At 47.3% G+C, this 17,141-nt stretch carries 14 protein-coding genes and 1 tRNA gene; 6 read left to right on the top strand and 9 right to left on the bottom strand.

What is annotated here, in order from left to right; translation table 11 throughout:
* Positions 1–30: 30 nt before the first annotated feature.
* Positions 31–1,050 carry an alpha/beta fold hydrolase gene (locus tag AC11W3_RS16065; RefSeq protein ID WP_484088656.1) on the bottom strand — a complete coding sequence of 340 codons (1,020 nt, stop codon included), beginning with the start codon at positions 1,048–1,050 and terminating at the stop codon, positions 31–33.
* A 316-nt stretch (positions 1,051–1,366) separates the two neighbouring features.
* Here AC11W3_RS16065 and AC11W3_RS16060 point away from each other — a divergent pair, with 316 nt between their 5' ends.
* The gene (locus AC11W3_RS16060) at positions 1,367–2,041 is read left to right on the top strand and encodes a YkgJ family cysteine cluster protein (RefSeq protein ID WP_484088657.1); all 675 of its coding nucleotides are present in this window, start codon (positions 1,367–1,369) and stop codon (positions 2,039–2,041) included.
* A 44-nt stretch (positions 2,042–2,085) separates the two neighbouring features.
* Here the strand turns inward: AC11W3_RS16060 and AC11W3_RS16055 are convergent, their stop codons facing one another.
* The 4 genes from AC11W3_RS16055 to AC11W3_RS16040 all read right to left on the bottom strand — a co-directional run bounded on the left by AC11W3_RS16055 (position 2,086) and on the right by AC11W3_RS16040 (position 6,163).
* Positions 2,086–4,737 carry an ABC transporter substrate binding protein gene (locus AC11W3_RS16055; RefSeq protein ID WP_484093344.1) on the bottom strand — a complete coding sequence of 884 codons (2,652 nt, stop codon included), beginning with the start codon at positions 4,735–4,737 and terminating at the stop codon, positions 2,086–2,088.
* Positions 4,738–4,849: 112 nt separating this feature from the next.
* Positions 4,850–5,167 (bottom strand): panthothenate synthetase, encoded by a 318-nt coding sequence (locus tag AC11W3_RS16050; RefSeq protein WP_484088659.1) that lies wholly within the window; start codon positions 5,165–5,167, stop codon positions 4,850–4,852.
* 352 nt (positions 5,168–5,519) lie between these two features.
* Positions 5,520–5,699: a DUF1059 domain-containing protein gene (locus AC11W3_RS16045; protein WP_484088660.1), complete on the bottom strand. Its 180-nt coding sequence runs from the start codon at positions 5,697–5,699 to the stop codon at positions 5,520–5,522.
* 167 nt (positions 5,700–5,866) lie between these two features.
* Complete coding sequence (locus AC11W3_RS16040) at positions 5,867–6,163, bottom strand: P-II family nitrogen regulator (RefSeq protein ID WP_484093343.1); 297 nt, start codon at positions 6,161–6,163, stop codon at positions 5,867–5,869.
* A 427-nt stretch (positions 6,164–6,590) separates the two neighbouring features.
* Between AC11W3_RS16040 and AC11W3_RS16035 the strand changes: the two genes are divergently transcribed.
* The 4 genes from AC11W3_RS16035 to AC11W3_RS16020 all read left to right on the top strand — a co-directional run bounded on the left by AC11W3_RS16035 (position 6,591) and on the right by AC11W3_RS16020 (position 11,459).
* The gene (locus tag AC11W3_RS16035) at positions 6,591–6,770 is read left to right on the top strand and encodes a hypothetical protein (protein ID WP_484088662.1); all 180 of its coding nucleotides are present in this window, start codon (positions 6,591–6,593) and stop codon (positions 6,768–6,770) included.
* Positions 6,771–7,275: 505 nt separating this feature from the next.
* Positions 7,276–7,566 carry a hypothetical protein gene (locus AC11W3_RS16030; protein ID WP_484088663.1) on the top strand — a complete coding sequence of 97 codons (291 nt, stop codon included), beginning with the start codon at positions 7,276–7,278 and terminating at the stop codon, positions 7,564–7,566.
* A gap of 661 nt (positions 7,567–8,227) precedes the next feature.
* On the top strand, positions 8,228–8,854 hold the full coding sequence (locus tag AC11W3_RS16025; RefSeq protein WP_484088664.1) for a Pycsar system effector family protein: 627 nt from the start codon (positions 8,228–8,230) through the stop codon (positions 8,852–8,854).
* Between the two features lie 187 nt (positions 8,855–9,041).
* A complete protein-coding gene (locus tag AC11W3_RS16020) occupies positions 9,042–11,459 on the top strand; it encodes a hypothetical protein (protein ID WP_484088665.1) in 2,418 nt (805 codons plus the stop codon).
* Between the two features lie 25 nt (positions 11,460–11,484).
* Here the strand turns inward: AC11W3_RS16020 and AC11W3_RS16015 are convergent, their stop codons facing one another.
* From AC11W3_RS16015 to AC11W3_RS16005, 3 genes are read right to left on the bottom strand one after another with little or no spacing between them, the layout of a single operon-like run.
* Complete coding sequence (locus AC11W3_RS16015) at positions 11,485–12,636, bottom strand: adenylate/guanylate cyclase domain-containing protein (protein ID WP_484088666.1); 1,152 nt, start codon at positions 12,634–12,636, stop codon at positions 11,485–11,487.
* Positions 12,636–14,462, bottom strand: a complete 1,827-nt coding sequence (locus AC11W3_RS16010) for an ATP-binding protein (protein ID WP_484088667.1) — start codon at positions 14,460–14,462, stop codon at positions 12,636–12,638. Before AC11W3_RS16010 ends, AC11W3_RS16015 begins: the two co-directional genes overlap by 1 nt.
* Before the next feature lie 11 nt (positions 14,463–14,473).
* The gene (locus tag AC11W3_RS16005; RefSeq protein WP_484088668.1) at positions 14,474–15,571 is read right to left on the bottom strand and encodes a radical SAM protein; all 1,098 of its coding nucleotides are present in this window, start codon (positions 15,569–15,571) and stop codon (positions 14,474–14,476) included.
* 375 nt (positions 15,572–15,946) lie between these two features.
* On the opposite strand from AC11W3_RS16005, the gene AC11W3_RS16000 reads away from it, so the two are divergent.
* Entirely contained in the window at positions 15,947–16,951 is a 1,005-nt protein-coding gene (locus tag AC11W3_RS16000) for a transposase (RefSeq protein ID WP_484088669.1), read from the top strand.
* Positions 16,952–17,019: 68 nt separating this feature from the next.
* Here the strand turns inward: AC11W3_RS16000 and AC11W3_RS15995 are convergent.
* Positions 17,020–17,096: transfer RNA gene (locus AC11W3_RS15995), tRNA-Met, on the bottom strand.
* Positions 17,097–17,141 lie beyond the last annotated feature (45 nt).

Genomic DNA, 17,141 nt, shown 5'->3' with positions numbered 1-17,141 from the left:
GAAGACTTGCCAGCCTCTGCATACCGTTAGCTACATCGCCAGGAAACGGAGCAGTTCGTCGTAATAGCGCGTCGGATTCTCGAAACGGGGAATATGCCCGGCGTTTGGTATCTCGACCAGGGTGGCGTTCGGTATGGTCGCCGCTGCCGAGCGGCCAAGCTCCGGATAGTTCCCTGCCAGTGGCAGGAGTTCCTTCTTCATCCGCGCCTTGCCGACCACCGTGCGGTCCGCCTGTCCGATGATCAGCAGGGTTCTCGCCATGATGTACTGTAGTTCGTGGCATACCGGCTGCTCGTAAATCATCTGGTAGGTAAGCGCCGACGACAGAGCCTGGCGCGGATACTCGCCGCTAAGCCGCATCCGGATCGGCACCATGGCGTACTCCTCGTACTCCGGCTTCCAGGTCACGAAGTAGCTCCGGATATACCTGTCGATATTCTCCGGAGTGGCCTTCAACTCGTTCTGATAGGCCTCCTCCAGGGAGACGTAAGGAACGAGGTCCCGGTAATCCTCCAGTCCGATCGGATTTTCCAGCACCAGGGCGGTCACTGTCTCCGGGTAGAGAAGCGCAAAGCGTGCCGCGACCATGCCCCCCATCGAGTGCCCCACGACGGCGGCCTGCTTGATGCCGAGGTGGTCGAGCAGCTTCTTGGTATTGGCTGCGAAGAGATGGAAGCTGTAGTGGATGTTGGGGCGGGCGGACTTGCCGAAGCCGATCTGGTCAGGCACCACCACGCGGTACCCCTTTTTGGCCAGGACTTCGATGGCCTCGCGCCAGTAGGCGCCGAAGAAGTTCTTCCCGTGCAGCAGGACCACACTCCTGCCGTTCGGCTGCCCCTGCGGCGGCACATCCATGTAAGCCATGCGCAGGTCCTGTCCCTCGATCGTCAGGGGGAGAAAGCTCACCGGGTACGGGTAAGGGTAACCCTCCATCGAGATGGAGAGCGGCTGCACTTTGCTTTCGGCCGCAAAGGTGGTAACTCCGCAAAGGAGGAGGGTGGCTGCTAAGAAACAGCCGCACGCGATGCCGGAGATTTTGCGGTTAATCATCATGGTTCGACTCCTTTAGTGGCACTTGGCCTTTCCCGGGGAAGTCATTGGATCCCATCCACAAGAGGTATCACAATGTGGGCGACAAGCAACCCTGTCGGGGGGCTGGATCAGCAGAGATTTTGAGAGACGGGGAAGTGTACACCGGATTGTACAAAGAAGACACGATCGAACGTATTGAGAATAATGCAGAAGAGGCTACACTATCTTCCTTAGGCAGCCGGTGCTGGAAGTGGGTAAAGTCTCGACGGCGACTGTAACGTGACAAGCCGCTAGTGAGCTGGATGACCCTTAACTCCATATGAGGCTAGTGGATATGCTACAGGACGCGTGGAATGCCGAAACGTTCGAATCAGATCTTACCGCAACATTGGTGACCACTCTTGCCGGCGGGGGCGAAGCATCGTTGACGGCGGCCCTCAACGCATGTGCGGCAGCTGGGGAGACGAGCTGCATCGGTCGGCAGATGGCCTGCACCGCCGGCTGCCCTCACTGCTGTGTGCTGAACGTGGCGGTTCTCCTTCCTGAAGCCCTGGTCATCGCGGATTGGATAAGCGAACACCTTTCGCCATCGGAGTTGAACTCCGTGCTGAAACGCCTGGCACTGCACAGGGCCTGGAACCGTTGGATGGACGATGATGAGCGGATTGCCAAACACATCACCTGCCCCATGCTCAGCGATGCGGGGGATTGCAACATCCATCCTGTACGGCCGATACAATGTCATGGGGGCTCCTCCCTCGACCGCGACAGCTGCCGGGAGGCGATGTCCCCGGGCATCACCGACGAGGTCCGGCTGGTACCGACGGACCTGCTACGTCGCGCCGCCTTCGATGCAGCGTTCTCGGCGCTGGCCCGGGCGCTTAAGTTACAGGGCCTCGACGACCGCAGCATAGACGTCGGAGTCGGCGTTATAGGCTTTTCGGAACATCCGGAATACAGGGAAATCCTGCTTAGCGGCGGGAAACTTCCGGACGAGCTCTGGCGGTGACAACTTGCAGGTGAAGGCTGCCCGCCCTGCCTCCAGTCAATTTCCTAGGTAATTTTGATGGCAACCATGGTGACATCATCGGCGCGGGGTTTGGCGCCGCTGAAGGTTGCCAGCCCTTCCAAGACCGCGTCTATGATCCCCTGCGGGTGGCGCCGATAGTTAGCGGAAACGGTGCTGCCAAGGCGTCCGGTGCCAAAGTATTCTTCCTGGGCATTTTCCGCCTCGGTAACGCCGTCTGTGTACATGAGCAGGATGTCGCCGCTATCCACCCCAATGATCTTCTCTTCGAAGTTCACCCCTGTTATTACCCCCAACAGCAGGCCATCGGCATCGAGTTCCTCCAAAACGCCATCCCTGGACCGGTACAGTAACGGTCGATTGTGGCCGGCATTGGCGTAGGCCAGCGTGCGGTTTTCCTTGTCAAAGCGCGCATAGAACATGCTGATCTGCAGTTCCGCCCGGCTAAGGTCGTCATGAAGCAGGTCGTTCACGGTTGCGAGAACCTTCCCTGGCGAACGGCCTCCACCGACCTTGGCGTGAAGAACGCTGCGTGTTCCGGTCATCAATAGGGCCGCACCGACGTTGTGACCGGTGATATCCGCGATGACCAAATCTACGAGCCCCTTCCCGGGGGTAAAGAAGTCGTAATAATCCCCTCCCACGTGGGCAGCGGGGAGGCAACAGCAAGCCATGAGCAAGCCGGGGAGTTGTGGGGGGCAGGTCGGCAGGAACGACTGCTGGATCTCCTGGGCAATCTCCAGTTCCCGATTGATCCGGGCATTTTCCAGGAGCATGCCCTGCGCCTTTTTCAGTTCGGTGATGTCGCGTCCTATCGTCGATACGGCAACGATCCTCCCTTGCCCGTCCAGGACCGGAGAAAAGGTGAGAGAGATGTAAATCCGTTCCCCGTCTTTTCTGATGCGTACGGTCTCGAAGTGTTCGATGTGCCCACCACTTACGATCCTGTCCCGAACCAGGGCCACCTCGTCCCGATGTTCAGGCGGTATCAGTAGCGTTACCGAGGTGCCGATCATTTCTTCCTCGGTGTAGCCGAATATCCTTTCAGCCCCCTTGTTCCAGCTGGTGATGGTTCCGTCCAGCGTTTTACCAATGATGGCGTCATCTGATGAATCCACGATTGCCGCCAGTCGCAGGCTTCTTTCCTCGGCCCGCTTGCGCTCGGTGATGTCCGAGTTGCTGGCTCGCGTGCCCAGGAAGCTGTCGTTGTCGTCGAAAACGGGGAGGCATACGTGCTGGAGCCAACGGATGTCTCCGTCGTGGCGGACGATGCGGTATTCCAGATCGCCAACCATCGGTTTCCGTGCGACATCGTGAAGGTGGCCGGAGAAAGGCCCCTTGTCGTCCGGGTGGATGATCCGCTGCAGCAGGCCGGGGTCGTCATGGAACTCCCCGGCCGTGTGGCCGGTGATCCGCTGGCAGGAAGGTGACGTGTACAAGAAACGCCCCTCCGGATCGAGCCAGAATTCCCAGTTGTAGGTATTGTCCGCTACGATCCGGTACTTTACCGCGGCTTTTTGCAGTTCGCGTTCCGCCCGCCGCCTGATCGCCATGGTATAGAGCAGAGACGAGATGATCAGGACAGAAACGGCCAGGGCGGCAACTGCCCCCCAGAACACCTCGCGGGTAACGTGATACACGGAGCTCGGCCGGTTGATGATGATGCTCCCCGCCGGCAGGGCGGACGTGTCGATGTGGAAACGCTGCAACTGCCGGTAATCGAACATGTAGCGGTTGGGGCTTTTCATGACGACCGGGATATTCTCGACCTTTTCCCCCCGCAGGATGCGGAGCGCCATCCGGCCGGCCGTTTCCCCCTGGTAGTAGCCGCTGGTCAGCATCCCTCCCAATAACCCGTAGCCGAGATAGTAATCCCAGACCCCGTAGATGGGAACCGGGCAATGCTCGGCGATCAGGGAGATCGCTTCGTCGTAGTCAAAAAAGTTGTCCGCCTTGTCCCTGAAGAAGAGGCCAAAGAAGACCAGGCTGTCCGGCCCCAACTGCTGCACCGCCTTCAGAATTTCCGGCATCTCGAGCTCTTCCAGAAACTGAAAGCGGACCTTCCCTTGATAGGCAGGGATCAGGCGTTCTACCTCCTTGTGCACGATGCGGCCGGTGGTCGTAGTGTCGTTGATCACGACGATCCGGCGGGTAGCGGGATGGAGCCGCAGGGCCAGGTCGAGGGTGGCCTTGATATCGGCTGCCTCGTTGACGCCGGTGAAGAGCGTCTGCCCCTCCAACTGGGATGGCTCGAAATAGTTCACGCCGCAGAAGACCACCGGCGTGAGGGGGAAGAGGGTGTCCCGGTACTTCTTGAGAAAGTCGAAGGCATCGTTGTCCGTTGCGATGATGACGTCGAACCCCAAGGTGAGGTACTTGTGTTTGTAGGTCTCGTGGAGGATCTCGAAATAGGCGGGATCGGAGACACGCTTGGTGTCCATGTATTCATAGCGGACCTGGACGGACTTGCCCTCATCCCGCAGCGCCGCCATGATGCCCTGCGTCATGTCATCCGTCCATTTGAATCCCATGTGATAGGAATGCAGGACGAGAACCTGCTTCGCGGACGCCCCCTGGCTTGACAACGGCGTGAATACCGTGCCGGCAAGGAAAACTGCGACGAACGTCAGAAGCATTCTCAACTTCCGGGCCAGGCAGGTGCCCCATTGGTCCGACATGTCGCCGCCCCCTTTCACACAGCCAGAATCACGAGAAAGTATACTGGATTTTGCGGTTGCCACCGGCAATGGGGGGGACTGAGTCAACCATTTAATGTGGGTCCTGTACTTATCACCTTTCAGTCAAGGTCCATTTTCGTCCCAATTCATCAATGCCCGACTTTCTCAGCTCCTCCGGCGTCATGACGATCTTAAATTCAACGGCAGCATTGAAGTTCAAAAACCAGGGCTCGGCTAAGCGCGGTATTTTCGAGGGTTCGTCGACATTCACCACCAATATGCAGGCGCGACAACCTTGCTCTTCGGTGAAATAGACGGCTTCCGCAGCGCACTCCTCAATGATGCGATTAACGATCTTGCTGACTGAGCCGTTCTTCACGGCGGCATTGAACTCTGTGTTCGGTATTTTCACGTTCATCAGCATGCGCATGGCGATTCCTCCTTTTCTGGTTATAGGACCATTTTGATCTTTTGGGAATGCCATGTCAAAAACCTATTTTTGTCAGTAAATGATCTCCCCCGCTTTGAAAGGGCTCAGCATTACAGGGGCAAAACGAGGTAGGGCCAGGAACGAAAAAGGGGTTACGAGTTTTTCCGTAACCCCTTTGTTGTTCTCATTTTGTCCACCCTGGTTCCCCGTACTGCCTCCACCTATTCATTGGCAATAAACAGCTCTGCCCGCTCACCGCTCTTGAATCGACTGCATAGCTAAAGGGTGGTGTCTGAAATACTTCGGGGGGACAGGGGAGAGGGCGCGGAGCCTCGGGGAGGCCCCGTGCTGGTTATTCATCGTGGATATTCTGTTTTACACGTTCCATCAGCTCCGGGGTCACTTCGCGGATGCCGTGCTGCTGGGCGTGGACTGCTGCATTCTGGAGGAGCTCTTCTTCCGTCTCTCCACGAACAATGAACTTGCAGTTACTCGACGGGTCTACTTTTGAGCATTCCAATATCTTCGACATGGTCTAACCTCCTTGTCCAATGCTCTTGCTGTGCACATTGTAACTCCCCAGCCGCGCCGATTACAACTCGTACGAAGCATGGGATCAGGGCAGCTTGCGGGCACACTGATTATAGTAGGAGGCGGTGACAGGGGGCATAAGTGGTAGGTCCTTTGCCTTCCAGGTGCTCAGTTCACTTCATAGTAGGGACGTATCGCCATCCGATAATCTTCCCGGTGACCGGTCTTTACGATGGAGCCGATTGCTTCAATGATTCTATCCGCGGAATCGTCAGCAGAGATGATTTCCAGCTTCACCTTATCAGCGACATTCGCTACGAACTTGGCACCACGAAAGATCATTACCTGCCCCTTCTGATGACAAATTATTGAGGACTCCATGAAATCGACGACACCCAAGTCATCGAGAGCGGCCCGAACTTCCTGCAGCTTCAGCTTGGTGATTACAGCTTCTATCAGCTTCATGACGTCATCCCTCCAGTGGTGAGTTAACCTTCACAGAATGTCATGTTGAGACATCCTGAGCGTTTCTCTTACATTGACCATGCCAAGGTAACATCCAGCTATTTCATCGAGATTTCTACTGTTTAGGAATTGCGGAGGTAATCAAAGCATCGAGACTGCCGGTAACTTGTGCAGGTGATCAAGGCCTGCCGGCGAAATAGTCACTTGCCCGTTTTTCGATGGAACGGGCAAGTCTCACACTGGCTAGATTTGACGGGCCTAGGTTGTTTGCGTTGTGGGGGGGATGCGGCTGCGAGGGGGCGGGCCAGAGTCGAACATTTCCTACGTTGTGCTACGTGTAGTCGGCGCTAAACTTCTTATCGTATTGACGGGCTCCGGAAGGCACAATGCTGGGGGACTAAAGACCTCATGTCGGGAGGACGCAAAAATGGCATACCTAGAGTTAAACGAAAAGGAAGCAGCTTCATTGATCGAAATACTGGAATCCTCTCTTTCGGATTTGAAAACAGAGAGAGTGAGAACGGACAACCGGGCATTGCACGCGAGCTTCCTGGACCGCGAGAATTTTGTGGCAGACGTCATAAGAAGACTGGAAGGAAAGAAATGAGGTGAGTCATCGTACAAAAAAGGGGTCGGCCGCATCGGCTAACCCCTTTTTTGTCATGGATGCCCAGCCTGGAAGGAGGTGTCGTATGCCAACAAAACCTTCAGTCTTTGGCCTGCTTGTATTTGCCCTCACCTTGACCACGTCCCCGGCACACGCGCTGATCGGCCTTAATCAATGCGGCGTGGGAACCAAGCCGCCGGCTGGGATACACTGCGGACACGACGAACTGCTGCTCGGTTACCGTAGCGCCAGCGGGGCGTGCATGTGGGTCTGCTGTCCCCCGAACAGTGACGGGAAGACCTACGACTGTTCGGCGGAACCCACCCCTTCTGACTACAAAATAGACCTCCGGAATGTCCAGGCCAAGCCATGGAAAGGCGTTTTCACTCCCGGTCCCGCATTCGAAAGGCCTGATTCAAGCATTCCTGGGGAGTAGGATGCACAATCCTCGCCTGACGAAAGTGACGGGAGGGGTCAGCAAACGATATGGGAGAGGAGGACGACTATGGCAAAAGCATATCTGCAGATAACCTTACGCATCGAGATGCAGCATCGGGATGCCGCGGCTCAGGTTTACCGTACTTACAGGGATACCTTCCTGAATACCATTCCCGGTGCAGTGTCCAAAGAGCTTCTGGTGCGGGATGAGGATGTTCAGGTCCTGCATGGGTTCGAAAAAGCGGAGCAGGCCCGAGAGTACCTGAGCAGTTCCCTGTTTAAAAATGACGTGGTGACTGCCTTGAAGCCCTGCCTCGCAGCGGAGCCGGAGATCAGGATTTACACCTGTGTGTCTTGACAGAATCTGGATGTGCCGAGGCGGTTGTTGAGAAGGCCGACGTCGGCATTGTCACTAAGAAATTCACATCTCGCGGTGTACCTTGGAGGGGAGTGTGTAAAAGACGGTACACAGTTGGTAGACGGGAATAGAAAAAGGGGTTAACCGAAATCGGTTAACCCCTTGATTTTATATGGTTGCTGGGACAGGATTTGAACCTGTGACCTTCGGGTTATGAGCGCTATTGGCCCACCTCCCCTGTTTCAAATAAATTTGGTTACTTACAGCTATATTGCGTAGTTACCTAACACAAGTCCGCTTCCCATGTCAACCATCCTTACCATGTTTCCCAAATTTTGGTGTACAGTCTCGGCGGGTGTACAAAAAACGCCGAGGCAATCCCAAAAGAATTAGGGAACCCCATGGGCAGGGAGTTCAGGCCAACCGGCGCCACTCACGCCGATGAGGGCAGAAAAATGGTCGTTGAATAAAAAATAAGTTCTAAGGTTGTGCTTGCGAAACAAAAAGAATTGGAGTATTTTTATCTAATTTTTCCTTTCATATCCAGACTAGAACAAAGCTAGTGGAAATTACCATTTAAAGCTGCCCTTACCTATTAAATATACCTCATCATTGCATTTGGTGTTAGGTATGACAAACATCGAGCCAGCATGGAGAACTTATGGAAATCCAAGAAAAGAAGATAGAATTTTTGTATAAAGCACTTGAGGATGCTCAACAAACTATTCGCTTTGTTGATACAAAGACTTCAGTAACAACATTTATTGTTGGTCTTATTGCTGCCCTTTTAAGTAGCGGTTTAACTGATTTTTCTGATTACTTTTGGAATTTTCCAGTACATTTACAGATAATATCAATTATATTGGTTATATACCTAGCATTTTTTATCATACTTACTATTCACTGTGCCATACAGGTTGTATTTCCAAAAACAAATCCTTCTGAACACGTTCTCAAAAGTAAGGCATTGAAAAATCTGTTTTACCTAAGTGAGATTTCAGAAATCAATGGTGTCGAGGTTATAAAACCTACCTATGACGACTATTTGAATAGTATCATGTCACTTAGCACAGGAGAGGAAATTATTGATGAATTAGCCTATGAGGTACAAAAGGTATCTTATATCCGTGAAAGCAAGATTGCAAAGGTTAAGGAGATGAAGAGATATCTACGAATTGCTTTAGTTGGCTTGCCATTTATTCTATTTATACATTATTGGGGACTATCAAAATACAAAACAAAATCGGTTTCTACCAAATTTCTAAATTGCTCTTGTATGCCAAGATGATTATTTTAAGCCAAGAGTTTTTAAAACTGCCACGTCTAACCATTTTAGTGTGACGTAAAACCCACGCCCAATTGGCGTGGTAATGTGGACTGGCTATGCCGGAAAATTCCGAGCATCGGTCTTAGGTTTTTAACCAGCTGTGACGAATAGGTACCGTAGAGGAGAGGTACCGTAGAGGAGAGGTACAATGCCGTTTTTATGTCTGATCAAAATAGATTTGTGTGGATCAAAGACTTTTTTGGAAAATAACAGTGGTGAAAAGGGTGTTTCCAGAGACAAATTATTTGAAAGCTTTACAAATGCCATTAGGGAAATCTTCCCACATGCAAGCAACGCATATCCAGAAGGAACTTTTTATTGCCAGGAAGGTGATGCGGTATACCTCGTTTTTGACAAAGTGACAGTAGCGCTCAGAAGCACAATAGAATTTATGAAATTTTGGTATGGTAACATTGATGTATATCCTGATTGCAGAGCCGTCCTCGATTATGGCTATTTTTCGGTCACAGGATCCAGTAATATCCAAATACTAGGAGAGATTTTTGAAAATATTTCTGTAATTGAAAAGCAATTCCAAAAAGGTCAGATTGGAGTCACCTCAGATGTAACAAATAAATGTGATACAACTTTAGTACAATATATAAGACCCATTCTTATAGATGTGACCCCTAAAAGAAAAGTTGAAACTTATCTGGTAAATTATGAAAATCCTCGAATAATAGACCATTCATATTTGGCTCATGCACTATTCATTGCTGACCCAATAAGTGACAACGTAAGAGAACGCACGATTGAAACACTAATTCTTGAACTTCTTGCTTCTATTGAAAATTTAGATCTGGAAAAGATAAGTCTTTGTTTTGCTGAACGCTCCTTTCCATACCCAGGTAATTATGAAATAGGAAAAATAATTACTAATTCCCAATATATTGAGGAAGATGAAACCGGTTGCATAATTTACAAATCAGGAGTCAAATCACGAATCGAAGGTTTAAAGGTCTCGTTCGCCCGTTCAAAAGAGTATGCGATTTCGACAATTGCTGAAACCTTTGCCGAGAAAATTGGTATTAAAAAAGAAATTATTGACAAGAAACTCTCTATTGAGCATCTAGTTGAAGAATACCTATGCGCGGTATTTCTTGAAATTAGAATGATGGCAAATTACTTTCGATCGACAGGCACACTATTTGAGCGTTTAAGAGATTCTAAAGATTTTGATTATGTTTTTTTCAAGTTTATTCGTCTGGTTATACCAGATCGTCATGAAGAGATGGCCTACTTGAAAAGAATTTTTTTAGAATCCATAGCTAAATTAGCAAACGAAAATAATGAATATCTTGCTTCAATCTTTCATAACGTACTTATGTTATACTACTTAAACCGCAACAATGAATTATCAAAAGGGCAATTGTCAATAATTCAAGATAAAAAAATCTATTTAGATGCGAATACATTCTATGCATATCTTTGTGAAAGTAGCACCTACCACGATATAATCCATTTTACTATAAACAAATTAAACAGTTTGCAAGCTACCGTAATACTGCTGGACCGTAGCCTCGAGGAGTACAACGAATCTTTGGAAAGTGCCTTTTACCGATATTCTACTGGCCAACTGCATCTTTATTCTAATTATACCCCATGGATCTGGAAAGAATTTTCAGCAAACCCTCACAGATACAAGAATGATTTTAGGTTTTGTGTCGCAATCCATAAAATGCCTAAAGGAAAACAGTATCATGCTGGAGATCCCCCAAGTTCGGTCGAGAAAGAACTAGCAGATATTGGCATTACTTTTGACATCATAGAGCCGTTTCTACAAAAAGAGCAAATCAAAGAATTGTATGAAGAAGTGTACGAAGCCAAGAAAAAGTTTGATCCAGACACAGGTCAATTCCGTCCGAGAGGAACAACGGAGAGATATCATAAACTTGTGTTACACGATGCAAATTGCTTAAATTCACTTCGAGATGGTGCTAGTAACCCATTTTCGGCTAAGAAATTATTTGTGACATGCGATTATAGCCTTACTAAAATTAGGAGACGGTTCCCAGGAAAATTCGAATTTCTAGTCACAGTTAAGGAATTTTACGATTTCATGCTACCGTACCTATTCATCGACAATCTGATGACGAAAGCCCCGGTGCAAATGCCCAACTTCCTTTTGGGCTCTGTTATACATTCAGAGCTCTACAAGGAAACGGATTTCAAAGAAATCGTAGGATATTACCTCAGTACAAGCATTGAAAATCGAAAAGAATTTAAAGTTTTGTCAGATGTTATTTTAGACAAGAAGTTTGCATATATCAAGGATAAGTACAAACACCTCCAGGATGACTCTGAGCAAGTCGACTATGAGGGATTTTATGATGAAGCTACAGCCCTTTATTTCAAGTATGATAAGGCAATACGAGAATCAATAGCTACTACGATAGCGAACGAGGAAATCACGACACGTGAACAGCAATTAAGGGATGCAGCTTTAGTGATAAAAAAAAGAGAAGATGAAATATCAGCACTAAAAGTTGAGCTTGAAAGGTTTCAATCCAAAGTGAAAAAGCGAGGGAAATACGAAAAGATGATGAAAAATCAAAAAAGAAAGTGAAATCACAAGACTCGATTATCGTCAATTATTTGGCGAGAATACTTCTACAAAGTTCCCTTTCTTCATCATCAAGATAATCAGGGAAATTATGTAGAAATTCATCCGCGATATCCCTTGCAAAAATTTTTTCGGCTGATTCTGCTTTACTTTGAGCAATTTCCCAACAGGTTTTTATCAATTTAATTTTGGCATGTATAAAGTAAGGATGCGCGTGGAGGATCTCTTTCAAATATCTCGCACATTGCGTTAACTTGCCTTTTTCTAGGCATTCCATGGCCCTTCGATAAAGCAAAATGGGGTCATCCTCCACTGGATTCCCCCAGGCAATATCTGATAGCATTTCAGAGTATTTAGCTCTCATTGACCCGGTCAAGGCCTCCTTGAATCTGGAATCAAGGATAGACACTGCAAGCCCCTTCTGCCACGGGTGCCGCAGCATTGATTGCTGATTCGCACCCTTTGTCGCATAAGCTTCAATGTACTTTTCCTTATCAGACCATAGAGGGCTGAAGGGAGTTTTATCGAGATAGGCACTCATGACCTCATAAGCGTCTTCGTTATCGTGTATGTTCTTCAGTGAAACATTATGCTTTTGATAAGCTATTGGATGCCCGTCCAACAAGGCTACAGCATCTTTTGACAAGAAAATATTAGAGAATTTGCCAACTCGCGAACAGGACTCTAGTCGTTTGGCATAATTTATTTCGTACCCCATGATATCTGTTATAACAGATTGATATCTTCCTGCAGATTCATTTAGAACAGACCCAGCAACTGTAGCCACTTCTCCATAGTGAATCCCCACACCGATCTGCATAGCCCTTGTGGCTGTTCCTGAAGGGTTTAGTCCACCATGAATCTCAAGAATTGCTTTTAATTCTAAAGAGAATTGCACCGCATTATAAACGAGCTCTGAATAGGCTGACAAATCTTCAGGAACAAAAAAAACTACACCCTCATCCCCCCTAGCCTCAACTCGTTTAAAGGCAATTGTTCTATCACCCACATCTGGAAAGAAAAGGTTACCTAACTCAAGAAACTTTTTCTTGAATTCAAGGAGTTGCTTACCGTATTCGAGGACACCTAATACAGAGCTGTATTTTGAAGAATCGATAACATCCGCAAAAAGTATAAGTGCCTTTTCCTTTGAGCTGATATCAAGTTTGCCAGCATTCATCACCTTCTCCGGGTTTTCCTTCTTAAGTCGTCGCCCAAGGCTCCAAGGTACTTTGTAGTATCGTTAAATTTCCGACCTAAAAGGTTAACCAGATAATCTTTCATTTCCATTTTAGATCCTGATAAAGCGTCTGCAACTTCTATTGCCACATAAATATCAAGAAAGGAAATTGAGTACTTCATCAGTTGTTGGTTAAATGGATTTATCTGAATCAGACTATTTTCTGTATCAACCGAAATGCCTGTGCTTTCATTTTTTCCAGCAACAAAATGCATTTCAAACGTCTTTCCCAAAAAAATAACTTTTTTGGATTCAAATATTTTAGGCGAAATTTCAACTACTATTCTTTGATTATCTGAGTCCCATTTCTTGACGTAACCGTCAGGAATACCAGCAGAGATTTGAACTAAGCCTTCTTTATCATCAGCAAGAGTGATACTTCCTGCTCCTTCGTTAACAAGCTCTGATATCTTGTTATATTGGTCCAATTGACCCGTAGTACGCTCTCCAAATTTCTTCAACAGACTGTCTATATCACTAACGGCCCTGACTGCTCCCATTTGCTTTAGTGTTTCTTCCGCTCGCTCAAAAGGGCCTTTTTGTGTTGAAATTTCAAGAAAAGGAGAAACAATAGTCTTTACAATTTTGTTGCTTGCTGTCCATGCCTTTCTCAACTCGGCATTGAGCGGTTCTGTTATTTTTGAAATTTCGTCTTTAAACTGAATAAAGCCTTGAGCATCCCATACATAGTCATCTCTGGCTACAACAAGGAAGTCATTCATGTTTTTGTGAAAGATCTCACCGAAAATCCAGTTTTTTAGCGGCTCATGAATTATTTTCTTTCTGGAGCCAGGCTGTTCCAGGAAATCAGCTGGCTTGACCAGAAAGTTACGATTTCTAACCCAAAATCCTGTTTCAGTACTGTCTTTTCCTGTGTCTTCCAAATCCTCTGTTGTTTTTAAAATGTAGATCGCAAAATTACTTTTTTCCTCAACAATAATTTCTATTTCGTGGTATCTTAAATTTCTCTTTAATTGCGGAAAATACTTCCAAAGTTGCTCTATTACAATTTCATTTTCGACACCATAAAAAACATCAACAGTCGGACAATAACCAGGATCATTCAAAATTTCGATAATTTTTTCCTTAGCATCTAAATCAGTCATTTTTACAAAAAATTCTTCATTTTCTCTTACTTTCAACGGTAATAATTTCTGCAACTCCGAGCGAAACGCTATTGAGGCAATATCATCAATTATCTTCGGAGAGATTCCTTCGATAATAATCTCCGTAAATGTACTAGGGAAATAGCCGAAAGTGCTTTCTATGTAGCTGGATTTCAATATTGAATTATCTTCTCGCGAGGTAACTTCAGGGGACCAAGGTTCAATGCAAGTTTCTAGGAAGCTCACATCCTCGTTTTCATGTTTATGATCAAATATTTTTTCAACGTTTATTGACAATGCACTCAATTTTACTGCGCCAGTTATTTTACTATAAATAGTGGCCTTTTTCCCAAGTTGAATAATAGACATCAAGCCTAAACCAAAATATGACAGAGAAGAAGGATTAGGCTTGTCAAGGCCATACCCTAAGTTAGCAAAAATCTGCTTGAATTTCTCCGCACTGATTCCGGTTCCATCATCAAAAAGCGAAATAGTAGCACTTGGGCGGTCAACAAAAATGAGGAACTTTCTAGCATTGTTGTCAACAGCATTTGCTACTGCTTCTCGAACTTTGCCTTGAGGACTTGCATAAATAGAGTTTGCAATTGTATGAAGAATACCCATCTTCATTTTGACAGGTATTGCATTTTCATTAGGCATTATAACCCTCCTCAATTGGCAGGCTTGCGCTTGATCTCTTTATCATATTCATAAACTTGGTAGAGTTTAGATTTAAATTCATCAGGATTTCTACCATAAATTGAAAGAAACGACTCCCTCTTCTCAGTTATCATTCCCCGTCTATAATAAAATAATAATGTTAATTTAAGTGCGCGCAAAAGGTATTTATTCCAATATTTACCGGGAATCACTCGCTGGGAAGAAGTTGGTTCCCTATACCCCATAGGAAAAACCAACACCTTGTTACGGTTTAAAACGTCTATTTTGTAATAAAATTCATCTGGCGTATCGTTGAAATTATACAAAACGTAAACTGAAATTTCTTTATTTGAATATTTTTTGGCTATTTCAATTGCTTTAAGAATAGATGCCTCGTACTTTATATCGTCAAAAGCAAATCTAATAGGGTCTATATTGATTTTACTCAGCATCTGTGCGACTGATTCATCATAAAGCCTTGCATCAAGCCCCTGATTGAAATCAATTTTTTTGTTAATCTCAACGAGTCGTTGTATATCAAATTCGAAATTCGGAGAGGCAAGCCAGTTGTTATCCCAAAAAGTAATTTGAGGAAGTTTCAGATCTATATCCCTCTCCCACTCATTTTTCACAAGAAATTGAGGCTCAAGTTTATTAACGTTGCAAAATTGGCATTTGCGAATGCAGCCCCTTGTAGTATAGCTAATTGAGGTTTTATTTTTTCGCCCAAATGTTAAAGAATAATCTGGTGAATATGATTCTGCCGGTTCCAACAAACCTTGATGAGGCATAATTCCGGTCGCACTCATTATTTCCTCAGGCAATAATGACGCGGCTATACCACCAACACAGATTTCAGCATCAGGAAATTGCCGTCTATAATAATGAATCGAGTTGATGACCTTGGGCAAATCCCACGTAAACAACGATGTTATAAACACTTTTTCTGGCTTACTTAGCCCATGTGGAATCTCATTCCCAACTTGAGAAAACACAGAGCATCCGGGGGTCGAGTCTTTGAGCATGGAAGATATTTTCATCAAACCAAGTGGCGGATATGGTGTTTTTGCTACCGGCTCTACGAGCAAGAATTGATTCTTTGAGTTCATTTTGTCGCGCCTACAGATAATCTATTAAAAAACAAGAAAAAAGGTCATTCAAGGGGTTGAATGACCTTTCTATGAGGAGCCCATTTGCCATCAGTCCCTCCTACGGCAGGCCTGAGATCTCATACACCACTCCCCGCGTAATGTCAAGATTATTATGTTTTTCCACTACTTTGGCATTCACTGCTGGGGGGCATTCCGGGGACACAATACCGATAGTCCTTGATACATTAAATCCGCCTTATATCATTGCCGCATGGCGCGAATTGCTCGGGGCAACCCGATGGGCAACCCGATGGGCAACCCGATGGGGCAACCCGATGGGGCAACCCGATGGGGTCGACATTTGGGGCAACCCGATGGGGTCAGGTTCGACATTTGGACATCTCGCGGTACCCTTCCCTTATGCCTCGTAAACCACGCCTCCATTACCCGGGCGCCGTCTATCATGTTATCCTTCGCGGTAATGCCGGCCAGCCTGTCTTCTTCAAAAAACGCGACCGCTTCAAGTTCTACATTTTCCTACAGGAGTCGGTCCAACGATTCAACTACCGCATTCATGGCTTCTGTTTGATGACAAACCATATTCACCTCATCATGCAGGTGAACAAGGATCCCCTCTCGGTCATCATGCAAAACCTGGCGCTTCGTTACACCAAATGGATCAACTTCTCCCAGAGTCGTACCGGCCACATCTTCCAGGGACGTTATAAGGCAATACTGCTGGATGCTGACGAGTATCTCCTTGAACTTGTCCGTTATGTTCACCTGAACCCGGTGCGGGCGGAACTAGTGAAGGTGCCTGAAGAATATTCTTGGAGCGGCCATCATGCTTACCTTGGCGAGGAAGTCCTCCCTTGGCTTACAACGGATTGGGTGCTTTCCCTGATGGGAGAATCAGTGGAATCGAGCAGAGAAGCATACCGACAGTTCGTTTGGGAAGGCCTTGACGAGGGCAGAAGAAGCGAGTTTCATAGCGGGACATGCGAAGGACGTCTCCTCGGAGACGATAAATTCGTCGATGAAGCGTTTCAGGACTCACACCAGGAGCGGACGCCGGAGTGGACGCTTTCTATCCTGATCAGTGTCATCTGCAACCGGTACCGAATTACGGAGGAGGAGTTGCAATCACCCGGCAAAGCTAGACCTTTCAGTGAGGCAAGAGCGCTAGCTGCTGTAATGGTCATCGAGGCGCCACACCTTCACCTGACGCAGTTAAGCAAGCTGCTGAATCGCGAGGTCTCCGCATTGAGTAAGGCAGCCCAGAGAATGCTCCAGCAATCGAGAATCGATGAGACTATCGCAAGGGAAATGAACGCAGTACGTGTGGCATTGGCATCATGTCCAAATGTCGAACCTGACCCCAGGGTGGAGGACTCATAGTACACATACTGGTACATCAGACGCAAAAAAGGGATCGGCCCATTGAGGCTGATCCCTTTGATTTTCTTTGGTTGCGGGGACAGGATTTGAACCTGTGACCTTCGGGTTATGAGCCCGACGAGCTACCAGACTGCTCCACCCCGCGTCATTGAGTCCCAACTTGTACCACATGCTTTCTTGCCCAGTCAAC

The sequence above is a fragment of the Geomonas sp. genome (assembly GCF_056994735.1).
Note: the sequence above shows the minus strand (reverse complement) of the source record. Positions and strands in the feature narration are given on the sequence as shown.

What these genes read in the sequence shown, in the direction of transcription:
- AC11W3_RS16065 (WP_484088656.1), bottom strand. Translation starts at nt 1,050, where the DNA reads ATGATTAACCGCAAAATCTCCGGCATCGCGTGCGGCTGTTTCTTAGCA.
- AC11W3_RS16060 (WP_484088657.1), top strand. Translation starts at nt 1,367, where the DNA reads ATGCTACAGGACGCGTGGAATGCCGAAACGTTCGAATCAGATCTTACC.
- AC11W3_RS16055 (WP_484093344.1), bottom strand. Translation starts at nt 4,737, where the DNA reads ATGTCGGACCAATGGGGCACCTGCCTGGCCCGGAAGTTGAGAATGCTT.
- AC11W3_RS16050 (WP_484088659.1), bottom strand. Translation starts at nt 5,167, where the DNA reads ATGCGCATGCTGATGAACGTGAAAATACCGAACACAGAGTTCAATGCC.
- AC11W3_RS16045 (WP_484088660.1), bottom strand. Translation starts at nt 5,699, where the DNA reads ATGTCGAAGATATTGGAATGCTCAAAAGTAGACCCGTCGAGTAACTGC.
- AC11W3_RS16040 (WP_484093343.1), bottom strand. Translation starts at nt 6,163, where the DNA reads ATGAAGCTGATAGAAGCTGTAATCACCAAGCTGAAGCTGCAGGAAGTT.
- AC11W3_RS16035 (WP_484088662.1), top strand. Translation starts at nt 6,591, where the DNA reads ATGGCATACCTAGAGTTAAACGAAAAGGAAGCAGCTTCATTGATCGAA.
- AC11W3_RS16030 (WP_484088663.1), top strand. Translation starts at nt 7,276, where the DNA reads ATGGCAAAAGCATATCTGCAGATAACCTTACGCATCGAGATGCAGCAT.
- AC11W3_RS16025 (WP_484088664.1), top strand. Translation starts at nt 8,228, where the DNA reads ATGGAAATCCAAGAAAAGAAGATAGAATTTTTGTATAAAGCACTTGAG.
- AC11W3_RS16020 (WP_484088665.1), top strand. Translation starts at nt 9,042, where the DNA reads ATGCCGTTTTTATGTCTGATCAAAATAGATTTGTGTGGATCAAAGACT.
- AC11W3_RS16015 (WP_484088666.1), bottom strand. Translation starts at nt 12,636, where the DNA reads ATGAATGCTGGCAAACTTGATATCAGCTCAAAGGAAAAGGCACTTATA.
- AC11W3_RS16010 (WP_484088667.1), bottom strand. Translation starts at nt 14,462, where the DNA reads ATGCCTAATGAAAATGCAATACCTGTCAAAATGAAGATGGGTATTCTT.
- AC11W3_RS16005 (WP_484088668.1), bottom strand. Translation starts at nt 15,571, where the DNA reads ATGAACTCAAAGAATCAATTCTTGCTCGTAGAGCCGGTAGCAAAAACA.